The 18,110-nt window shown below is 41.5% G+C and carries 15 protein-coding genes and 1 pseudogene; 7 read left to right on the top strand and 9 right to left on the bottom strand.

Translation table 11 applies throughout. The features are described from left to right. Positions 1–360 (top strand): annotated as a pseudogene (locus Q7J63_RS01775) (hypothetical protein); the annotation flags it as partial. A gap of 203 nt (positions 361–563) precedes the next feature. Continuing rightward, the gene (locus Q7J63_RS01770) at positions 564–1,721 is read left to right on the top strand and encodes a sorbosone dehydrogenase family protein (RefSeq protein ID WP_304883724.1); all 1,158 of its coding nucleotides are present in this window, start codon (positions 564–566) and stop codon (positions 1,719–1,721) included. Positions 1,722–1,946: 225 nt separating this feature from the next. On the opposite strand, the gene ygiD is transcribed toward Q7J63_RS01770, so the two are convergent. After that, positions 1,947–2,801, bottom strand: coding sequence for a 4,5-DOPA dioxygenase extradiol (gene ygiD, locus Q7J63_RS01765; RefSeq protein WP_304883723.1), 855 nt, complete (start codon positions 2,799–2,801; stop codon positions 1,947–1,949). Between the two features lie 89 nt (positions 2,802–2,890). Between ygiD and Q7J63_RS01760 the strand changes: the two genes are divergently transcribed. The 4 genes from Q7J63_RS01760 to Q7J63_RS01745 all read left to right on the top strand — a co-directional run bounded on the left by Q7J63_RS01760 (position 2,891) and on the right by Q7J63_RS01745 (position 8,427). Beyond that, the gene (locus Q7J63_RS01760; protein ID WP_304883722.1) at positions 2,891–3,724 is read left to right on the top strand and encodes a fumarylacetoacetate hydrolase family protein; all 834 of its coding nucleotides are present in this window, start codon (positions 2,891–2,893) and stop codon (positions 3,722–3,724) included. 399 nt (positions 3,725–4,123) lie between these two features. Continuing rightward, positions 4,124–5,194 carry a putative zinc-binding metallopeptidase gene (locus tag Q7J63_RS01755; RefSeq protein WP_019598450.1) on the top strand — a complete coding sequence of 357 codons (1,071 nt, stop codon included), beginning with the start codon at positions 4,124–4,126 and terminating at the stop codon, positions 5,192–5,194. Positions 5,195–5,389: 195 nt separating this feature from the next. Continuing rightward, positions 5,390–7,030: an acetolactate synthase large subunit gene (locus tag Q7J63_RS01750; RefSeq protein WP_019598451.1), complete on the top strand. Its 1,641-nt coding sequence runs from the start codon at positions 5,390–5,392 to the stop codon at positions 7,028–7,030. Beyond that, complete coding sequence (locus tag Q7J63_RS01745) at positions 7,027–8,427, top strand: aldehyde dehydrogenase family protein (protein ID WP_304883721.1); 1,401 nt, start codon at positions 7,027–7,029, stop codon at positions 8,425–8,427. The genes Q7J63_RS01750 and Q7J63_RS01745 overlap by 4 nt, the downstream gene beginning before the upstream one ends. A gap of 492 nt (positions 8,428–8,919) precedes the next feature. Here Q7J63_RS01745 and Q7J63_RS01740 read toward each other — a convergent pair whose 3' ends face one another. Then, a complete protein-coding gene (locus Q7J63_RS01740) occupies positions 8,920–9,537 on the bottom strand; it encodes an L-lactate permease (RefSeq protein WP_304883720.1) in 618 nt (205 codons plus the stop codon). Between the two features lie 32 nt (positions 9,538–9,569). Then, entirely contained in the window at positions 9,570–10,184 is a 615-nt protein-coding gene (locus Q7J63_RS01735) for an L-lactate permease (protein ID WP_304883725.1), read from the bottom strand. Positions 10,185–11,237: 1,053 nt separating this feature from the next. Here Q7J63_RS01735 and Q7J63_RS01730 point away from each other — a divergent pair. Next, a complete protein-coding gene (locus Q7J63_RS01730; protein ID WP_304883719.1) occupies positions 11,238–11,522 on the top strand; it encodes a hypothetical protein in 285 nt (94 codons plus the stop codon). Positions 11,523–11,656: 134 nt separating this feature from the next. On the opposite strand, the gene Q7J63_RS01725 is transcribed toward Q7J63_RS01730, so the two are convergent. From Q7J63_RS01725 to prs, 6 genes are all read right to left on the bottom strand, one after another. After that, positions 11,657–13,030, bottom strand: coding sequence for a transglutaminase-like domain-containing protein (locus Q7J63_RS01725; RefSeq protein ID WP_304883718.1), 1,374 nt, complete (start codon positions 13,028–13,030; stop codon positions 11,657–11,659). 603 nt (positions 13,031–13,633) lie between these two features. Continuing rightward, a complete protein-coding gene (locus Q7J63_RS01720) occupies positions 13,634–14,773 on the bottom strand; it encodes a DUF4221 family protein (protein ID WP_304883717.1) in 1,140 nt (379 codons plus the stop codon). Between the two features lie 368 nt (positions 14,774–15,141). Continuing rightward, on the bottom strand, positions 15,142–15,873 hold the full coding sequence (locus Q7J63_RS01715; RefSeq protein ID WP_304883716.1) for a DnaJ family molecular chaperone: 732 nt from the start codon (positions 15,871–15,873) through the stop codon (positions 15,142–15,144). Between the two features lie 23 nt (positions 15,874–15,896). Continuing rightward, positions 15,897–16,667, bottom strand: a complete 771-nt coding sequence (locus Q7J63_RS01710) for a DUF2490 domain-containing protein (RefSeq protein ID WP_304883715.1) — start codon at positions 16,665–16,667, stop codon at positions 15,897–15,899. An 85-nt stretch (positions 16,668–16,752) separates the two neighbouring features. Beyond that, positions 16,753–17,367 carry a bifunctional nicotinamidase/pyrazinamidase gene (pncA, locus tag Q7J63_RS01705; RefSeq protein WP_304883714.1) on the bottom strand — a complete coding sequence of 205 codons (615 nt, stop codon included), beginning with the start codon at positions 17,365–17,367 and terminating at the stop codon, positions 16,753–16,755. Positions 17,368–17,500: 133 nt separating this feature from the next. Next, positions 17,501–18,110, bottom strand: a 610-nt coding sequence (prs, locus tag Q7J63_RS01700) for a ribose-phosphate diphosphokinase (protein ID WP_304883713.1), incomplete at its 5' end; no start/stop codon positions are given.

Genomic DNA, 18,110 nt, shown 5'->3' with positions numbered 1-18,110 from the left:
AAGACCTCGACGGTCCCCTATGATTTCGACCATTCGGGAATTGTCCGCGCTCCATATGCAAAACCAGCAGCGGAATTATTAATGAGTTCTGTCCGGGAAAGACGATACCGTGGGTTTTGCATTGACAACATGGCGCATTTTGATAAGGTAATAGCCCATTTCAATACCCTCAAGGAGCCTATTTATGCAGTTTATTCCAAAAGCGCCTTTCTTGACCATAAGTATATCCAATCCACGCTCAAATACCTGGATGCATTTTATGCCATCATCAATAATCCTAAAAAGGTCAAACAGGAATTCCAATACCCCTGCAAAGAAGACGGCACGGGTCATGTCGTGATCAAAGGGCTTCGGAATTAATTGAATGAAGTATTTTATTTTCTTTTTCTTTCAAGCACCGGAACCCTGAATGAATAAAATCAATGCTCTAAATCCAGGTATAAAAGCTTTGGTCCTTGCTTTAAATTCTGGTCTTCCAAAATCAGTCAGTCAAATACCGTTTGAATTATATTCATTTAAAAAGCATTGATTTTTGTTTAAATTTAAATCAAATCCTATCCCCTATGAAAACCCAACTGATCATTTTTCTATTCATCCTTTCTTCCTCCTTGTCAGTCGCACAAAATGCAAGTCCTATTTTGGGAGAGATGCCACAGAAATTCCCGGAAACTTTTGTGCCCGAACCCAAGGGCGTTGAAGTGGAGGTTTGGGCTGAAAATTTCAATATCCCTTGGAGCCTTTTGTTCCTTCCCAATGGAGACGCATTGGTTGCGCAGCGAAAAGGAGAGATTATGAGAGTACCCAAAGGAAGCCACATACAGGAATCATTTTTTGAGGTCAGCGATATCATGGCTGTCGGAGATGCCGGCCTTATGGGCATGGCATTGCATCCTGATTTTGAAAACCAATCCTTCATCTACCTCATGTACACTTACGCTGGGGAAAACAATGCATTGACCAGCAAAGTAATACGGATCAAGCATGACGGAAACACCGCTAAAGACGACCGGGTCATTTTGGACAATATCCCTGCTTTTGCCATCCATTTGGGAGGAAGGATCGCTTTTGGTCCAGACAAGATGCTCTATATCGGCACGGGTGATATGAGCCAACCCTTTACTGCCCAGAATCTGGAATCACTGGCTTCGAAAATCCTCCGGGTGACGCCCGAAGGAGAAATCCCCAAGGACAATCCTTTTCCCAATTCGCCCATCTATTCCTATGGCCATCGTGTCGTTCAGGGATTTGCCTGGGATCCTGAAACGCAAACGATGTTCAACTCAGAACATGGACCTTCGGGAGCAGCTGTCGAAAACGAAGTCAAATTCAGGGATGAGGTCAATTTGGTTGTGAAAGGAAAAAATTACGGTTGGCCAATGGTGGTGGGTGCACCGGGAATTGAGGAGTATGAAGACCCGATTTTGAGTTGGAACGATGCTGCCTTCCCTCCTGCCGGAATGGTTTTCTATAAAGGGGATCTTTTCGTGACCTCTTTGGGAGGCCAAGCGGTGATGCGTGTGATTTTTGAAGAGGAAGGTTTCAAAGTCAAAAAAACGGAACGCTGGTTTTCGACGGGGCTTTCGGAAGGGGTTTACGGAAGATTCAGGGACATCACCATTGGACCTGACGGTTACCTATATGTCTGTACCAGCAATACGGATGGTAGGGCCAAGACCCGACCTGGAGATGACAAGATTTTGAGAATCAAAATCTTGGACTAATTCCGGCAATCGATTTTGACCCCGAAATATGGATTAGATTTCCTAATGGGCTTGAAAAATCAAGAAAATCAGACTATTTGGGGATGAAGGCATAGTACTGATTTGGTGAAGTCAAGAATACTAAACAACCGACTGATTAAGAAGCATTTTTAGGCTATAATTGAATTGGCAATGCATAAAACGGTTTGAACACGACATGAAACACAGCTTTTGTTTCCGCCTAACCTAAATCACAAAATCATGTTCCCCGCCGATCATCACAGAGGTCATTGTCAGGGATCCGCCAACAGCTTTGTCGTTGAAGAAAGCAACCTCTTCTTTCTCACCTTGCAGCCCCAGACTGTATAAAAGGGGATAATAATGGTCTGGGGTTGGGATGGCCAATCTTGCCGCCGGTCCCAAACGCATATAATCGACCAAGGATTGATGGTCCTTGGAACTGATTTTTTCCTTGAAAATGGAATTCATCTCCAAAGCCCAGTCAAAGCCATATTCCGGTTCATTTAATTTGTCCCAAGCCACCTTTCCAAGGTTGTGCACCATGTTTCCACTGCCAATAATCAACACTCCTTTTTTGCGGAGCTGAGCCAAATCTTTGGCTAGCCGATAATGGAATTCGGGTGATTGGGCATAATCAATGCTCAATTGCATAACAGGAATATTGGCCTCCGGATACATGTGCCGGACGACTGTCCAGGTACCATGGTCCAATCCCCAGTCATGATCCAAACCGACATGGCTATGGGAAACCAACTTGGACGTATATTCAGCCAATTCCGGATTTCCAGGAGCTGGATAGGTGACATCAAAAAGTGCTTTCGGAAATCCACCAAAATCATGTATTGTTTTAGGCTGTTCCATGGCCGTGATCCAAGTTCCCCTTGTCAACCAATGGGCTGATATGACAAGGACAGCGGTCGGTATTGGGATTTTTTGACCCAATTTCTTCCACTGCTGGGAAAAAAGGTTGTCCTCAATCCCGTTCATAGGTGAACCGTGGCCAATAAACAGCACTGGCATTGGTTCTGCGGATTTTTGGGTGTCAGACCATTTGCTTAATCCCTGTAAATTGTAAATCATTTTGATATTCTTTTGGATTTTAAACAAACAACTTAACTTGTTAAATAATTCTAGAAGAAACCAAATCCCAAAACCAAAAAACCTATTCCATGCGGCTTTATAAGACTTCCGAAGGCATACTCATCGAAACAGATTCCGGTCATTACCTAAAGGAAAATACCCCTTGGAATGATTTTGTCAATCGCGACAATCTTCACCAACTGGTTTTGGATGAGTTGGAAGATTTGGAAAAAGTGATTTGGGATGGAAAAGACATTTTGGCTCCGATAGGGACGCAGGAAATCTGGGCTGCAGGTGTCACCTATATGAGAAGCCGAGAAGCGAGAATGGAAGAGTCCAAGGAAAGCGGAGCTGCGGTATTTTATTCCAAAGTCTATGAAGCAGAAAGGCCAGAACTGTTTTTCAAATCCACCCATTTCCGTGTTGCCGGACCCGAGCAGGCGGTCCACATCCGCAAGGATTCCCAATGGAACGTACCAGAACCCGAACTCACACTTTACGCAACCTCATCGGGTCAGATCGTGGGATATACGATTGGCAATGACATGAGCTCAAGAGATATAGAAGGTGAAAACCCGCTCTACTTGCCGCAGGCAAAATGCTATGACCGTTCGGCGGCAATCGGCCCTGGACTTTACGTTCCTGCTTTACCCATTGATTCAGACACCATCATTTCCATGAAGATCCACAGAGACAACCAAGAGGTTTTTTCCGGCCAGATTTCCATCAATCAAATGAAGCGCGGACATGGGGAGCTGATCGAATTTCTTTTCAGGGAAATGCATTTCCCCGTGGGCGTTTACCTGATGACGGGAACTTGCTTGGTTCCGGAGGATGGGTTCACCTTGCAAGAAGAGGATAGCATTTCCATCACCATCGACCAGATTGGGACCTTGACAAATCATGTAAAAATGAAACAGTGACGAAGAATTTCAATGCCGATTTAACCCAAAATTACTTTGGTCTTCCTAATCGGGTTTAAACTGCAAGAAAATCAGACTATTTGGAGAATAGAGTTTAGGATCGATCTGGGGATTCAAAAACAGAAAGCAACTTTCTGAATATGAACCTTTTCCTTGCCCTTGTGCAATTGGCAAGGCCTGAGCTTGGTTGATCAAAGTCAAAAACTGGATGGACTTGAAAACTATTTCATTTATGGATAAAGTTCTGAATACCATCAACCTGTATGGTTTTTATCTGAATCAACATTTCAAAAAATCCATTCAAAAGAGTGCTGCCCATTGTTAAAAATAAAATTTAAGGCTGAATTATTGCTGATTTATTATCCTTAAAAGATTCCCTTCCCCCAATTGTCCTAAAAAATGCGCCTATTCAAATGCAATCATTGTGCTTATCCGGTTTATTTCGACAATACCTTTTGTGGGCATTGTGGCAACACCTTGGGTTTTGATGCGCAATCCTTAAAAATGATTTCTCTGCATGCCCATGATGACGGCATTTTTACTGGATCGATGTATGGGAGAGGTTTTCATTTTTGTGCCAACCACGAACACAATGTGTGCAACTGGGTCATCCTGGATGATGATCCCGCCAAATATTGTATTTCCTGCGCACTGAACAGTACCGTTCCCGATATCTTGAAACCTGACCATCTGGAAAGATGGAAAATCATTGAAGCCGCAAAGCGCAGATTGATCTACAGTCTTTTGAGATGGAAACTCCCAGTGATCAGTAAGAAAACAGATCCTAAAAAAGGCCTTGCCTTTGCGTTCAAATCCAATGATGGAAGAGAAATAGGAAACCAGGTGCTAACTGGACACGCCAGCGGACTGATCACCATGAACATTGCCGAAGCAGATGACGTCGAAAGGGAAATGGCCAAAAACCAGATGGAGGAAGTATATCGAACCGTTTTGGGACATTTTCGCCATGAAGTCGGACATTACTATTGGGACCTCCTTATTTATGGGACGGATCATTTGAGTGAATTCAGGAAGCTCTTTGGGGATGAAACCACAAGTTATCAGGAAGCCTTGAACAGACATTACCAAACTGGAGCGCCAAATGACTGGAATGAACACTTCATCAGTCCATATGCCACCATGCATCCTTGGGAAGACTGGGCGGAGAGTTGGGCGCATTACATGCACATGGTAGACACCCTGGAAACGGCCTTTTCTTTTGGACTGTCCATTTCTCCCAGAATTTCAAAACCCGGGGATTACCTCTCCACCAAGCAGGAATCAAATGCTTACGACACTTTGGATTTTGATAAGATTTTCAACCAATGGTTGCCCGTAACATTTATGATGAACAGCATGAACAGGAGCATGGGCGCAAAGGATGTCTATCCCTTTGTGATCAATTCTTCGGTGAAGGAAAAGTTAAGGTTCATTCACAACATCATTCATGGAAAAGAAATCATTGGTTGAAAAAAAACGAAATCCAGGAGCCAAAACCAAAGGGTTCATAACGCACAGATATTTGTTTATCAGGATGAATAAATGGGCTTCAAATCTCAATTCCATCCTATATATCCTAAATAAAAATACAAATCACCGAACTCTAAGCCTTTAAAATTGGGTTGTTAAGCTGAAATCATTTTTCAAAACTAAATAAATCTCTCAATGAAAGCATCCGATCTTTTTATAAAAGCCCTTGAAAATGAGGGCGTAGAATATATTTTCGGGGTACCTGGAGAGGAAAACCTGGATTTTCTTCAATCCCTTAAAAATTCAAAAATCAAATTGATCCTTACCCGCCACGAGCAAGGCGCTGGATTTATGGCCGCCACTTACGGCAGGTTGACGGGTAAAGCCGGAGTTTGCCTTTCCACCTTGGGACCTGGAGCCACCAATCTCGTGACTCCGGCAGCATACGCCCAACTTGGTGCCATGCCGATGATGATGATCACCGGCCAAAAGCCAATCAAAAAAAGCAAACAAGCGAGTTTTCAGATCATAGACGTGGTGGACCTAATGCGTCCAATCACCAAATTCACCAAACAAATCGTCAACAGCAACAATATCGCCTCCAGCGTTCGGGAAGCTTTTAGATTGGCCATCGAGGAGAGACCGGGGGCTGTCCACTTGGAATTGCCGGAAGATATTGCCCAAGAAGATTGTGAACCGGATGTTTTTGAAGTAGTGGGGCACATTATCCCAAAAGCGGATGACATTGCCATCGATCAGGCTGTCAAGATGATCCAGGATGCAAAGATGCCCTTGTTGCTTATCGGTGCAGGTGCCAATAGAAAGATCACTTGCGAAGCATTACGGGAATTTGTGGATACCACAGGGATCTATTTTTTCACCACGCAAATGGGAAAAGGAGTGATCGACGAAAGGCATGCCCAATACCTTGGAACTGCCGCCCTTTCCAGCAATGATTTTATCCATACCGCAATCGACCAGGCCGACCTGATCATCAATGTGGGACATGATGTGATCGAGAAACCTCCTTTTTTCATGAAAAAAGGAGGGAAAAAAGTGATTCACGTCAATTTCTCCCCCGCTGGCGTAGATCCTGTTTATTTCCCACAGCTCAATGTCGTGGGTGACATCACGCCCACCGTCAAAAAACTTTCCCAAAGAATCGCCAAACAGCAAAATTGGGATTTCAGCTTTTTTGAAAAAGTCAAAAAAGAAGTTGCCCAACACCTGAGTACTTATTTCAAGGATGAAAGATTCCCGATGCTTCCGCAGCGTCTGGTCAATCTCCTTCGCGAAAGTCTGGCACCACAGGACATCATTACCTTGGACAATGGCGTTTACAAACTTTGGTTTGCCAGAAATTACACTTGCTACCAACCCAACACGCTCCTGCTCGACAATGCATTGGCATCGATGGGTGCGGGATTGCCTTCTGCTATGGCAGTCAACATGATTCATCCTGATAAAAAAGTGGTGGCCGTATGTGGGGATGGTGGTTTTATGATGAATTCTCAGGAATTGGAAACGGCCATCCGGCTAAAACTCAACCTGACCGTGATCATTCTCAATGACAATGCTTTTGGAATGATCAAATGGAAACAGGAAGACATGGGCTTTGATGATTTTGGCTTGGACTACAAAAACCCTGATTTTGTGAAATATGCAGAAAGTTATGGTGCCAATGGCTATCGCCCTGCAAACGACGGGGATTTTCAGGAAATCCTGAGACACTGTTTGGAAACCGATGGCGTACATGTGATCGATCTCCCTGTTGATTATTCCTTAAACCACCCCATTCTGAATGTGATGTTAAAACAAAAAACACAGAAATTATGAGCGAAAAGAAAACCTTGAAGATATATGCCCCCTTTGACCAAAGCTTGATCAAAGAAATCCCGATGGTGGGAAAAAAGGAAGTGGAAAAAGTATTGGAAACAGCCAATGGCTTGTTTTTGGACCGAAGCAAATGGATTCCCGCACACAAAAGGATTTCCATCCTGGAAAAAGTGGCGGCATTGATGAAGGATCAAATCGATAGCTTGACCAAAACAGCGGCTCAGGAAGGCGGAAAACCCTATCAGGATTCCAAAGTGGAAGTGCTCCGCGCCATCAACGGCGTGAAAATCGCTGCCGAAGAAATTTCCAGAATCAAGGGAGAGCAAATCCCAATGGGACAAACGGAAGCGTCAATCAACCGCATTGCCTTCACCACAAGGGAGCCAATCGGTGTGGTGGCTTCGATTTCGGCTTTCAACCATCCTTTAAACCTGGTCATTCATCAGACGGTCACCGCATTTGCCGCCGGCTGTCCCGTGATCATCAAACCTGCATCTACCACCCCGCTTTCCTGCCTGGCTTTCATGGACATCCTGGGAGCGGCTGGTGTGCCCAAAGGTTGGGTGCAAACTGTCATTTGTGACAATGAAACCTCAGAATTCATGGTCACGGACAAAAGGATAAACTTTCTTTCGTTTATCGGTTCGGCCAAAATTGGTTGGTACCTGAAATCCAAACTATCTCCCGGCACCCGATCTGCCTTGGAACATGGTGGTGCGGCACCCGTCATTGTGGAAAAAGACGCGGACGTCAAAGAAATGCTTCCCTTGTTGGTGAAAGGCGGATTTTATCATGCTGGACAGGTTTGTGTATCCGTCCAGAAAATATTTATCCACGAAACCATTGCGGAGAACATTGCCAATAGTATTGCAGAAATGGCCAAAAAGCTGGTTGTAGGAGATCCTCTAGATGAAAAAACAGAAGTCGGTCCACTGATCGTACCCAAAGAAGTGGATCGTGTGGAAGAATGGGTGGAGGAGGCAGTGAAAAGTGGAGCCAAAGTGCTTTGCGGTGGAAAAAGAATCTCCGATACGCTTTATGCCCCGACTGTATTGTGGAATCCTTCTCAAGACGCGAAAGTCTCCAAGGAAGAGATTTTTGGTCCTGTGGTCTGTGTCTATCCTTTCCAGGACAGGGAAGAAGCAATCAAGGAGGCAAATCGTCTGGATCTGCATTTTCAGGCAGCAGTGTTTACCAAAGACTTGGACGTGGCATTGGACACCGTCCAAAAACTAAATGCAACGGCAGTTATGGTCAATGACCACACCGCATTTCGGGTGGATTGGATGCCATTTGGCGGAAGAGATGCCTCTGGCGAAGGTTTGGGAGGAATCCCCTACTCCATCCATGAAATGACAAGAGTGAAATTGATGGTCATCAAGAGTAAGGTCTTGTAAAATTGAATTTTTGAAAAAAGGTGAAGTGACGCTTTTATCCGGTCGAGGTTAATAATCTCTTCAGGATTTGGGAGTCACTTCACCTCTATTTTTTATTTTAAAACGGCATGCATATTATCATCAAGCCCATGGCAATTGATAGGGAGGTAAATGACTTCCGGTTGTCAAATACACTTTTTAGAGCAGGCACCTTTTGATTCAAAACAACTCAATTCTTGAATTTGGCGCAATTAGAAAAGCTAAAACGAAATCATTTTCCAAATACAGGAATACCGTGGTCGTAGAACCTCAATAGCTTCATTATTTGATTATATGTATCATTAGACAGCAATTACTGACTTGTATGAAAAAAAAAGACATGTGGAAATATCTATATATTACAAAAAGGCTAAAGCAATTATCCATCCGGGGAACCCCCTGTTTTTTCAGCTTTGATTTCCGGTGTTTTCTGTAGCAGATTATTTTCCCGGACAAAAAATAATAAAGTGAATGTCAAGCCAAAAACCAGATCAAAAAATAAGCAAAAAGGGAAACTACCAAAGAGGTGACCAATACCGGCAACAATGATTTTTTCAGAATGGAGGCATAATCATTCTCCCCAGCCACTGCTGCGGCAGCGATAATGTTAAATAGACAAACCGCATTGCCCAAAGAAGCGCCCATGAGCTGCATGCTAAGGACAATCTCAGGATTCAGTCCAAGACTTAGGGCAGAAGAATTCTGGACTGAACCAAAAATAATATTGGAAACAGTGGTGCTTCCGGAAATAAAGGTACCAAGTATTCCGATCATTGGACTGATCAAGGGATAAGCCTGACCGGATTTAATAAATTCGGCAGCGATGGCATCTATCATGGAGGGCATAAGGTCACTTCCACTATTGAGCATCAGCTGCGTAATGGCGAGGGAAGGGAAAAGCACCAAAAAGACCATGAAGGTTTTTGAAAAAGCGGGTTTCCAATCAAATTTAAAGTCTTTCACCTGAAACAAGGCAAAAGCAGAAGCGATCAGAAAAGGTATCAACGGAGACCGTAGCGGTTGAAGGCCCGCGCTGATCTCTGTACCTAGAATGGCCTTAAATTCTACTCGATAAGCTAAAAAGTCAGCCAATCCCGGAAACATTTTGGGAAGCAGTAGCAGGATTACCAGCACAAAATATGGTGTCCATGGTTTGTAAGGTATTTTTTATTTTTGAAAAGAAAAATGTAAGAAACCCCAGCCATCACCACTGCGGCAATGATACCGGTAAGTTCCCTCAAATAAAAGGAAACCAAAACCATTGGCACCATGATCGCAAAGTACAATATCCATGCATAAGATTGATTATTTACAAAGGTTTCTCTTTTCAAAAAGATCAAAATAAAGACCAGAATTACTATTCCTGCCAAAAACATTCCTCCTGTCGAATAAAGATAGATGTTGCTGACAGCATCTATCTGGAGGTTTAAGGGAATTTGGAAGCCTGCTGTGACAGGTGTGCCTACAGCTCCCGCCATTGCAAAAAGACCGTCAATGAGAAGAACCACGGCAATGGATAGCAAGGGAGAATAACCCAATGATATCAGCAAAAGTGGAACAATGGCCCCAGGTGTACCGAAGCCAGCAACACTTTCAAAGAATGCAGTTAGGAAAAACGCCAAAAAGTAAAATCTAAATGACTTGTCAGGATGAATTCTGGCTAGAGAATCCTTAATACCGGATATGTATGATTTTTGCTCCATGATCTGGTACAGAAATATCGCCCCGAAAATGATCATCAAAATATTTACCGTCCCAGCCAACGCACTTATCAGGGAAGCAAGAAAAGGTATAACTCCTTTGCCTAAAGAAAAAATAATGCCGAGGTGACAATAAAACCAGCGTAAATACCCGTCTTGACACTCTTTACTAGACTGAGGACCAGTAGCATAAGGATGGGAAGAAAAGAAAGGATTATAAAAAGTGGCGTCATTGACCAATTAAATGTCCGATAAAACTAATGAAATAAATTGCTGTTTTATCAATTCAACCCAAAATATGCATTAGGTTTCCTTATTGAGGAGTTGAAACTTCAAGAAAATCAGACTATTGGGAGAATATGACATATAACCGGGATGGTGAAGTCAAAAACAATAAACAACTTTCCAACTATTGAGAAATTTCAGGCTGGAATAGCATTTGTAATGCTTGAGGCGGCTTATACATAAGTCCAGCTTGAACAGATGGCTGAATCATTCCATTTTTCGGACTGTTTGGCTATGGCTTATTGCTTAACCCTAGAAATAAAGGTTTCAGGCATCGGGTTGATTTAGATAGTGTTTGTCATCAATTTTTTGCTTCGCAAAAGCCGTCGGAAAACTGATGCAAAAAATCAAAAACCCATTCTTTTTTTCTTTATCTCCCTTTTACAGAAGTCCTGTTGCAATGACTGAATTTCTTAATGAAACGAGATTCACGGCCATTCATATCAACATTTTGCTGCATTTTATGCAGCACATCGTAAATATTTCGATATTGATTTTTTCATATAGGAATATTGGTTGAACAATTGACAATCCAGTTCTGGTTGGGCCAACTTGTGTTTTTGAATCTTGATATTTTAATATTCATCAAAAAAAAGAAAAACGAATTTTTTGGCAATTAGCAGTATTGGCTTTTAACAAGCCGTTCTTTTTCAACTCTCAAAAGTTTTTTATTTTAAAACCCAAAAATCCCTAGACAAAAAAAAGTGTCTATTTTCGTTTAACTAATTGAAATAATTATTTTTATAAGTTAAACAGAGTTTAAAATAATGGCATTTAATCATGTTGACTACCTAAATTATAGTAATTTTGATTAACAAAGAATGCGGTTTATCTATTCATTTTCTAACATTAAAACAATCAATCATGATTTTACTAAAGAAATTTAAAACCATCGCTCTTACATTAGCTGCTTTTGGCTTCCTTTTTTCTGCCTCTTTAAGTTCCTGTGGAAACAAAAAGACTGAATCGGAAGGTACCGAAAAAATTGAGCAACCTGAAAATGCAGGTGAGCATCCCGAAGAGGCGGAACATCCTGCTGATTCCACAGAACATCCTGCTGAATCAACAGGTGGAGAACATCCAAAAAATTAAGGAAAGCTGGAATCAAGTCACAAATGAAAACAATTTGATTGCTGGATTAGGTTAATATTTAATCCAACAGTTTATTAAAATATCCGAAGACCTAAAATCGATATTTATAGGTCTTCGGATATTTTTTTGACTGCTTACTCTGCTTTTCTTGTAAAGGAAAATTTGGTTTTTGGATAGGCAGTCTTCCCTCCAATTTCTAAAATTGGCATGGCCAAAAAATTTATCGGTCCAGATGCCGGCCCGGGCTGAACAACAATATCTCGTCCCTGACTCAACTCGATCCTGTTTGCGGGGTGTCTTCCGAAATAATAGGTGGCAAGGGCTGTGTATTTATTCCCTTCGCTGATATCCACCGGCCACCATTTTCCCTCAGCATAAAATTCCGCCCAACAGTGATACCCATCAATTCCTCCATCATTTCTGTCAGAAGGAACAGAAGCCCCAATGGAAAAACGGGCTGGAATATCGACCGATCTTGCCAGAGAAATAAAATAGGAATGGAATTCAGTACAGTTTCCTGTTTTGGAGTCACAGGCAAAATCCGAATCCCCACTTCCATATTTGCCGAACTTCATGTACCGCATGTTGTCAATAATATAATCGTAAAGCGCCCGTGCCTGCATCAGTTTGCTTTCATTCCGTTTTTCGCCAATTGCTTCATTGGCTATTTCTAGAAAACGGCCTCCAACAGGCATTAAAAGATTTGAACTCAAATATCTTTCGTGCACAGGCATCTGGGCATCATAAGGGCCTTTTTCTTTGCGATTAACCTTGTAAATTATTTCCAGATTTTGACCGCTGTGTTCAGGACCTAGTTCCAAGTAAAGAATATTGTTGTTAAAATCTTTATCGGCTAGTATTCTTTGTTTGCCGGGTGCTTTCATGGATATCAACTCAACAGTTTGGTAGGTATCTGTCTTGGCTATGGGTATCCACATTTTTGCCGATTCGGTGATTTCCGGTAATTCGCTCTGATAATAAAACTCAAATTCATCCTCCACTTCCACAACACCTAAAAGGTCAGATGTGGCTTTTTCTACAGGGATTTTACGCCAAGTCTTGTCCACAACCTGCTTCCAGGTATAAAACGGTTTACCGTTAAGTTTGTGGAGAGAAGTTTCTGTAACCTTCATGGCCCCAGGCTCCCCTTCCAAAAAGAAATCCACATCATACACATCACCTTTTTCGTCAGCAAGATCAACGCAGGCAAAATATCTGCTCGGCCCCAAATTAGAAAGGTATTCAGTATGTACACGCACCAGCTTCAAACGCAGCGTTTTCTCAGCGTCTTTAACCAGAAAATAACCATCATTCAAGGCTGTTTCCTTGTCAATAAAAGCTTTGATTCCAGCTTCAATTTCAGATATGGCAACCTTTGGAGCCAATTTAGCAACATGTTCAACTATTTTCTTTTCTTCAACTCTCCCTCCAGAATCACATCCTGAAAGCCCCAGCAACAGTCCAAAAGCAATTAAACAAAAGTTTGTTCTATCAAGGTAATTTTTCATTTTCGTTCTTATTACTCCTTCAATTCCTTTCTCCATTCAGAAAGACACATTAATTTCATATTCTAAAGGTAATCATTTCTCGTGTTTGATTGATACGTTCATTAGCAACTGATCACCCATGAAAGATTTGTCCAAAAGCATCTCCTCTGAAGTGCACAAGATGCACTGAAGTGACTGTGGTGGGCTGACATAAATACCACAAAGCTGCACCCTGACTGCAAACCCTTTCATATTTGGACGGAAACCGCTGATGAGCATCCCTTGGGGTTTAGATGCGTTTGACAGACTTGCATTTATTCTAAATATAAAAATCAGCATCTCACTCTCCCTATAACTTCGGTTGTTTCAGATACCGGGAACCTCAATATACTGATAGATACCTTCCCAACTCATAGGCTTGTTTTTCTTCCCCTTTAGTTTCCTGCTTAATCCTTTGTTATCCATTACTATTTCTATTCCGGCCTAAAATCACTTAACACTCCGTCTTTGTTCACTATTTTTGATTTACCATATCAGCAATACTACTTATTCTCTCAATAGGCTGGTATTCTCGAAGCGTTAATCCCGACTGAAAAACCCAATGCATATTTCGGGTTGAAATATTTAGTTAAACTGAATCAACTCAAAAGCCAATATATCCTCATTGATTTCTGGATTTAAAGGGTGATTGATGGAAAGGTATAATCCTTCTTTGGCGACGAAAAAATCGAATGGATGGTAGGTGTTTTTTTCAAATGATTTTTCTGATAATTTATTTAGTTCTTCATCAAATATTTGAATTGAAAACGGTCCTGAATAATTCCTCAAGTCATGAATTTGCACATTTGGATCCAGTTCATATTGATGGAAGGCAAAACGTAGATAAACTTTTCTAAATGGATCATGTACAATAGTTTCATAATGAGGGCTAGCATATGCATATTTTCTTAAGGCCATCGGATCTGCATCATTTGATAAAATAGCCAATTCTCCGCCCAAATTTAGACTTTTACCAGATTTGGATATTAATGTGCTATCCATCATATCAGTATAATAAACATTGTGATCTCCAAAATAGGAAACTACAAATTTACCATTCGCAGCGGAGATGGAAGGCTCAAAATATTTTGATCCATCGATTAAATAATCTTTTGGATATTTCAACCCTAAAAATTGTGTGGTTCCTGTGTTGAGGTCAATCGCATACATGAGTTCTTTTTTGCTGATTTCATTATTTTTAACCTCTGTAACTTGACCGTGAAAATGTGTTTTTACAATCAGTTTATCACCTATCAAGATCGGATTGCTTAAAAAATAGGCATTGTGTACAAAAGCAGGTGTGTATTTTTCAGGAAGTTTATACTTGATTTTACTGTAAACCCTTCCTGAAGTATCCGCAAGAGACATCTGACCTATTCCTTGGTTAAATAGAAAAATACTGTCTAGGTTGTGTACATAAATTCCAAAAACATAACCTACCCCATCTGGTCCCTCGGTCGAAAACTCAATATCCTTAATTTTTGATTGTGAATTGATATCATAAATTTGGATGCTGTTTTTTGCCCAATTAAGATTAAAAAGCAAAGGATTTTTTCCATGATAATATTGCACGCCATCACTTTGAACAGGAGTATTGTTGTCTAAGGGAAGTTTTATATATTTTCCAGATGGTGTTAAATGAATTGCTGAATTTTTATCCTCATTTTGACATGACATGAGTAGAATAAAAAATAATAGAGATGACAATACTGGTATAATTTTCATGTTTTTTATGTTAAACCCGAGTTTGAGAATCTCTCAAACCTAGGTTATCAGATTAAATTTAATTAACTGTCTTGAACTGGGCAGATTTGTATTTCACAACATATTCTAGTGCAGCTGCCATGACCTTGCGGATCACAATAGTTACTTGGATATGTCACATCATAACATCCAGCATTTGCGCTTATTGGTTTAAAAGAAGCTCACAATAGGGGTATAAATGATGAACACTAATCTAAAAAATTATTTCCAATATGTCTACTAATTAATTAATGGAGAAATACATAAGTTGAAAAATATGGTTTTTAAGACTAAAATTATTCAACTCGTTTTAAAATCTATTTATTTTTTAATTCTAAATTTCAAAAAATTCACTTGGATTTTCTCGTCCTTTTTTCCAGCTGTTTGATCCTTTCCTGAAACTGGATCCGGAGCTCATCAATGAATGTAAGTGGATCCTTGTAGGTTTTAAGGACTTGATAGATAAAAGAGTTTTGAAGTTGGGCGACTTCTGTTTCCAATACTTCTTTTTTCTTTATCAGCGAAGAAATCCTTTGCTTGCTATCCGCTTTTGGATGCGGGGTCGATCCGGTCGAAAGGTTTCCCAGAATCACGTTTTGGTAAAAATAAATCAATTCTTCAAGATCCCCTCTTTTGTAGATCCCATTGAGTTGCGCGGTCAATGCCGTAGCATCCTGGATTTTGCCTTCCTCCCCTCCATGAACTATTTTATCGGGATGCACCTGCACGACTGCTTCTTTGTACAGTCGTCTTAACTCTTCCTTGTCGGACAATTCCAATACTGCTTCTTTCCCAAAAGAACTCCTGTTCGTTCTTAATCCTGTTGGCTCTTGGTAGTTTTTCCCTCTTTTCTTTTGTTCCAGCCTTTTGGCTTTTTTGGCGTTTTTTTGTACCTTATACAAGTCATTCAATTCAGACATTCTGGCAATTGCCCTATCCAACTGACTGTGAATGACATGTTCAAAACTCCTCAATTCATTTTTAAGCGTTTCCCGCAAGGATTCGAGTTGAAGGATCTCCTGCTGAAGGAGGGGTATTGGATCTTTTTTATCAGGATCCATTTTGTCTGGTAATCGCTCCATTTTTTTTTCGGATTAGCAGATTCCTAAAGTGAAAAATAGGTATTCAAGATAAATCCCCGGTTGTGTTGAAAAACACTTTTCCCATCGACCAATCGACCGTATTGCAGCGTCTGATTGAGGTATCCTCCTTCGATTCGTAGACTTTTGCTGAATTGATATCCAGCCAACAGTCCTATTCTGTTTTGGTCAAAAATATTCTGATTCACATATTTCCCGAATCCAATCATCACTTCATCGTATGCTGCCAAATAAGGTTCTTTGTCCTCCAATGTCGGCCCGACCAGTGGAATTTGGATTCTTGCCATATAACGGATCCTGTTGACAAAATTATAATCGTCCACTTTGCTCAGATTTGGATTGACATATCTTCCCACCCAGCGCTGTTCCAGCATGAACCGGTGCGACAAGGCTACTCTTCCAATCGGATTGCTGATCGTGACCATTTGGTAAGTCCTATGTTCCGGGAAAAGTTTGGCAGAGGCTTGAATAGGGATTTTTCCGTAGGAATAGGTGTCTGCAAAAGCATAGCCCAGCCTAAAAACCACCTGTTTATGGACCGCATAATTCACCCCTACCCTGTACAGATTCTGTTGAGGATCTGGAAAAAATCCTTCTCTCCTCCATTGAAATTCGCCATGCAGGCTCCATTTATCATCCAACTTGTAATTGGCAAAGAAAGCATACCAGCCGACTGGATTGTAATCATGCAAGCGGTTGTTTTGCGCCTGTACAGACAAACCCATGAAGAAAAGGGCCAACAAAATGATAAAGGAATTGATTTTCACGATTTTCATAGGTTTAAAATAGGTCAGCGGATTACCCGCTTTGGGATTGATTGATGTGATAGCGCGATCCAAATTGTTTTACGCTGCCAATTGGCTATTGAAATTGGCTTGATTGCAGGACCACTGCACCGGCATTTTCCATTTCTTCAATTGCCAAATCGAAATCTCCTTCCCGGATATTCACCGCCTTGGTCGCATCCACAATAAGCTGCATTTTAAAACCTTCAGCCAGCCCGTCCAATACCGTGAACTTGACACAATAGTCCGTTGCCAAGCCACAGACGCTTATTTCATTGATTCTGTTTTTTTTCAAGAAGCTGCTCAATCCCGTATCACCTGCTTTATTGTTGTCAAAAAAGCCGCTGTAACTGTCCACACTCTGGTCGGTTCCTTTTTGGAATACAGCCTTCCATTTGTCCCTATTCAAATCGGGATGAAAATCCGCACCTTGGCTTCCCTGCACACAGTGTTCGGGCCATAGAATCTGGTTGATTCCCCTGAGATCAATGAATTCACCTACAGATTTCATTGGATGATTGGAAGCAAAACTACCATGATCGGCGGGATGCCAGTCTTGGGTAGCGACGATAAAGTCGAATTTCTCCTGGATTTCATTGATGATCGAAACGATTTCATCACCACCAGACACCGCCAATGCTCCTCCTGGAATGAAATCATTTTGGACATCTACAATTAGCAATGCTTTCATAGTTTGGGTTTTCTTGGTTTCTATAGGTACTGTTTTTAACGAGGAAGAGTTTTGAATAATCTCAAAACAATTCCTTCATCAAGCTTCATTGTTGGTCTGGCAATTCTTCCGAACCCCCTCACTACTTCCTTTCTCAAATTTGATTGAGCTGCGCAATGATCAAGGGCGCTATCGTTTCTACCTGCAAATCCGGATTGGTAGAAAAATGGCTGTTTGGATGGGAGTTGGTCGCCACTACTTTCTCGATCAAGCCAGAACCCATGATTTTCTCCAGGGCATCGTTGCTGAACAAACCATGGGTAGTGATGGTGAAGATTTTGTTGGCTCCAGCTTGTTTGTAGGCTCTGGCTGCATTGATCAGGGAACCACCTGTTCTGACCATGTCATCGTAAATCACCACATCTTTGCCTTCTACGTCTGCACTGATGCTGGTTACTTCGGTTTTGTCACCCGAAAGCCTTCTTTTGAAGACAAAAGCTGCATTTACGCCCATATCATTGGCCAATGATTCGACCCATTTAGCCCTTCCTGCATCAGTACAGGCCATGACAAAACCGTCGGTGGCCAACTCCTTGGCGATTTTGGTGATGATTGGTTTGCAATACACATGGCTGATCAATGCCTGCCCTTCAAAGTAATGTGGAATTCCTTCCGAATGCAGGTCAAAAAATATGAAATGGTTGCCCAAGCTGGTTCTCGGAAGGGATGAAAATATCACTGCCCTGGATTTTGCGGTGACCACC

Source organism: Rhodonellum sp., from assembly GCF_030656585.1.
Lineage (GTDB): Bacteria > Bacteroidota > Bacteroidia > Cytophagales > Cyclobacteriaceae > Rhodonellum > Rhodonellum psychrophilum.
This window is presented reverse-complemented; position numbering and strand designations above follow the sequence as displayed.

Excerpts from the sequence above, each read along its gene's own strand:
- Q7J63_RS01760 (WP_304883722.1), top strand. The coding sequence starts at position 2,891 with ATGCGGCTTTATAAGACTTCCGAAGGCATACTCATCGAAACAGATTCC.
- Q7J63_RS01710 (WP_304883715.1), bottom strand. The coding sequence starts at position 16,667 with ATGAAAATCGTGAAAATCAATTCCTTTATCATTTTGTTGGCCCTTTTC.
- Q7J63_RS01755 (WP_019598450.1), top strand. The coding sequence starts at position 4,124 with ATGCGCCTATTCAAATGCAATCATTGTGCTTATCCGGTTTATTTCGAC.
- Q7J63_RS01715 (WP_304883716.1), bottom strand. The coding sequence starts at position 15,873 with ATGGAGCGATTACCAGACAAAATGGATCCTGATAAAAAAGATCCAATA.
- Q7J63_RS01770 (WP_304883724.1), top strand. The coding sequence starts at position 564 with ATGAAAACCCAACTGATCATTTTTCTATTCATCCTTTCTTCCTCCTTG.
- Q7J63_RS01750 (WP_019598451.1), top strand. The coding sequence starts at position 5,390 with ATGAAAGCATCCGATCTTTTTATAAAAGCCCTTGAAAATGAGGGCGTA.
- Q7J63_RS01725 (WP_304883718.1), bottom strand. The coding sequence starts at position 13,030 with ATGAAAAATTACCTTGATAGAACAAACTTTTGTTTAATTGCTTTTGGA.
- Q7J63_RS01720 (WP_304883717.1), bottom strand. The coding sequence starts at position 14,773 with ATGAAAATTATACCAGTATTGTCATCTCTATTATTTTTTATTCTACTC.
- pncA (WP_304883714.1), bottom strand. The coding sequence starts at position 17,367 with ATGAAAGCATTGCTAATTGTAGATGTCCAAAATGATTTCATTCCAGGA.
- Q7J63_RS01735 (WP_304883725.1), bottom strand. The coding sequence starts at position 10,184 with ATGATCATTTTCGGGGCGATATTTCTGTACCAGATCATGGAGCAAAAA.
- Q7J63_RS01745 (WP_304883721.1), top strand. The coding sequence starts at position 7,027 with ATGAGCGAAAAGAAAACCTTGAAGATATATGCCCCCTTTGACCAAAGC.
- ygiD (WP_304883723.1), bottom strand. The coding sequence starts at position 2,801 with ATGATTTACAATTTACAGGGATTAAGCAAATGGTCTGACACCCAAAAA.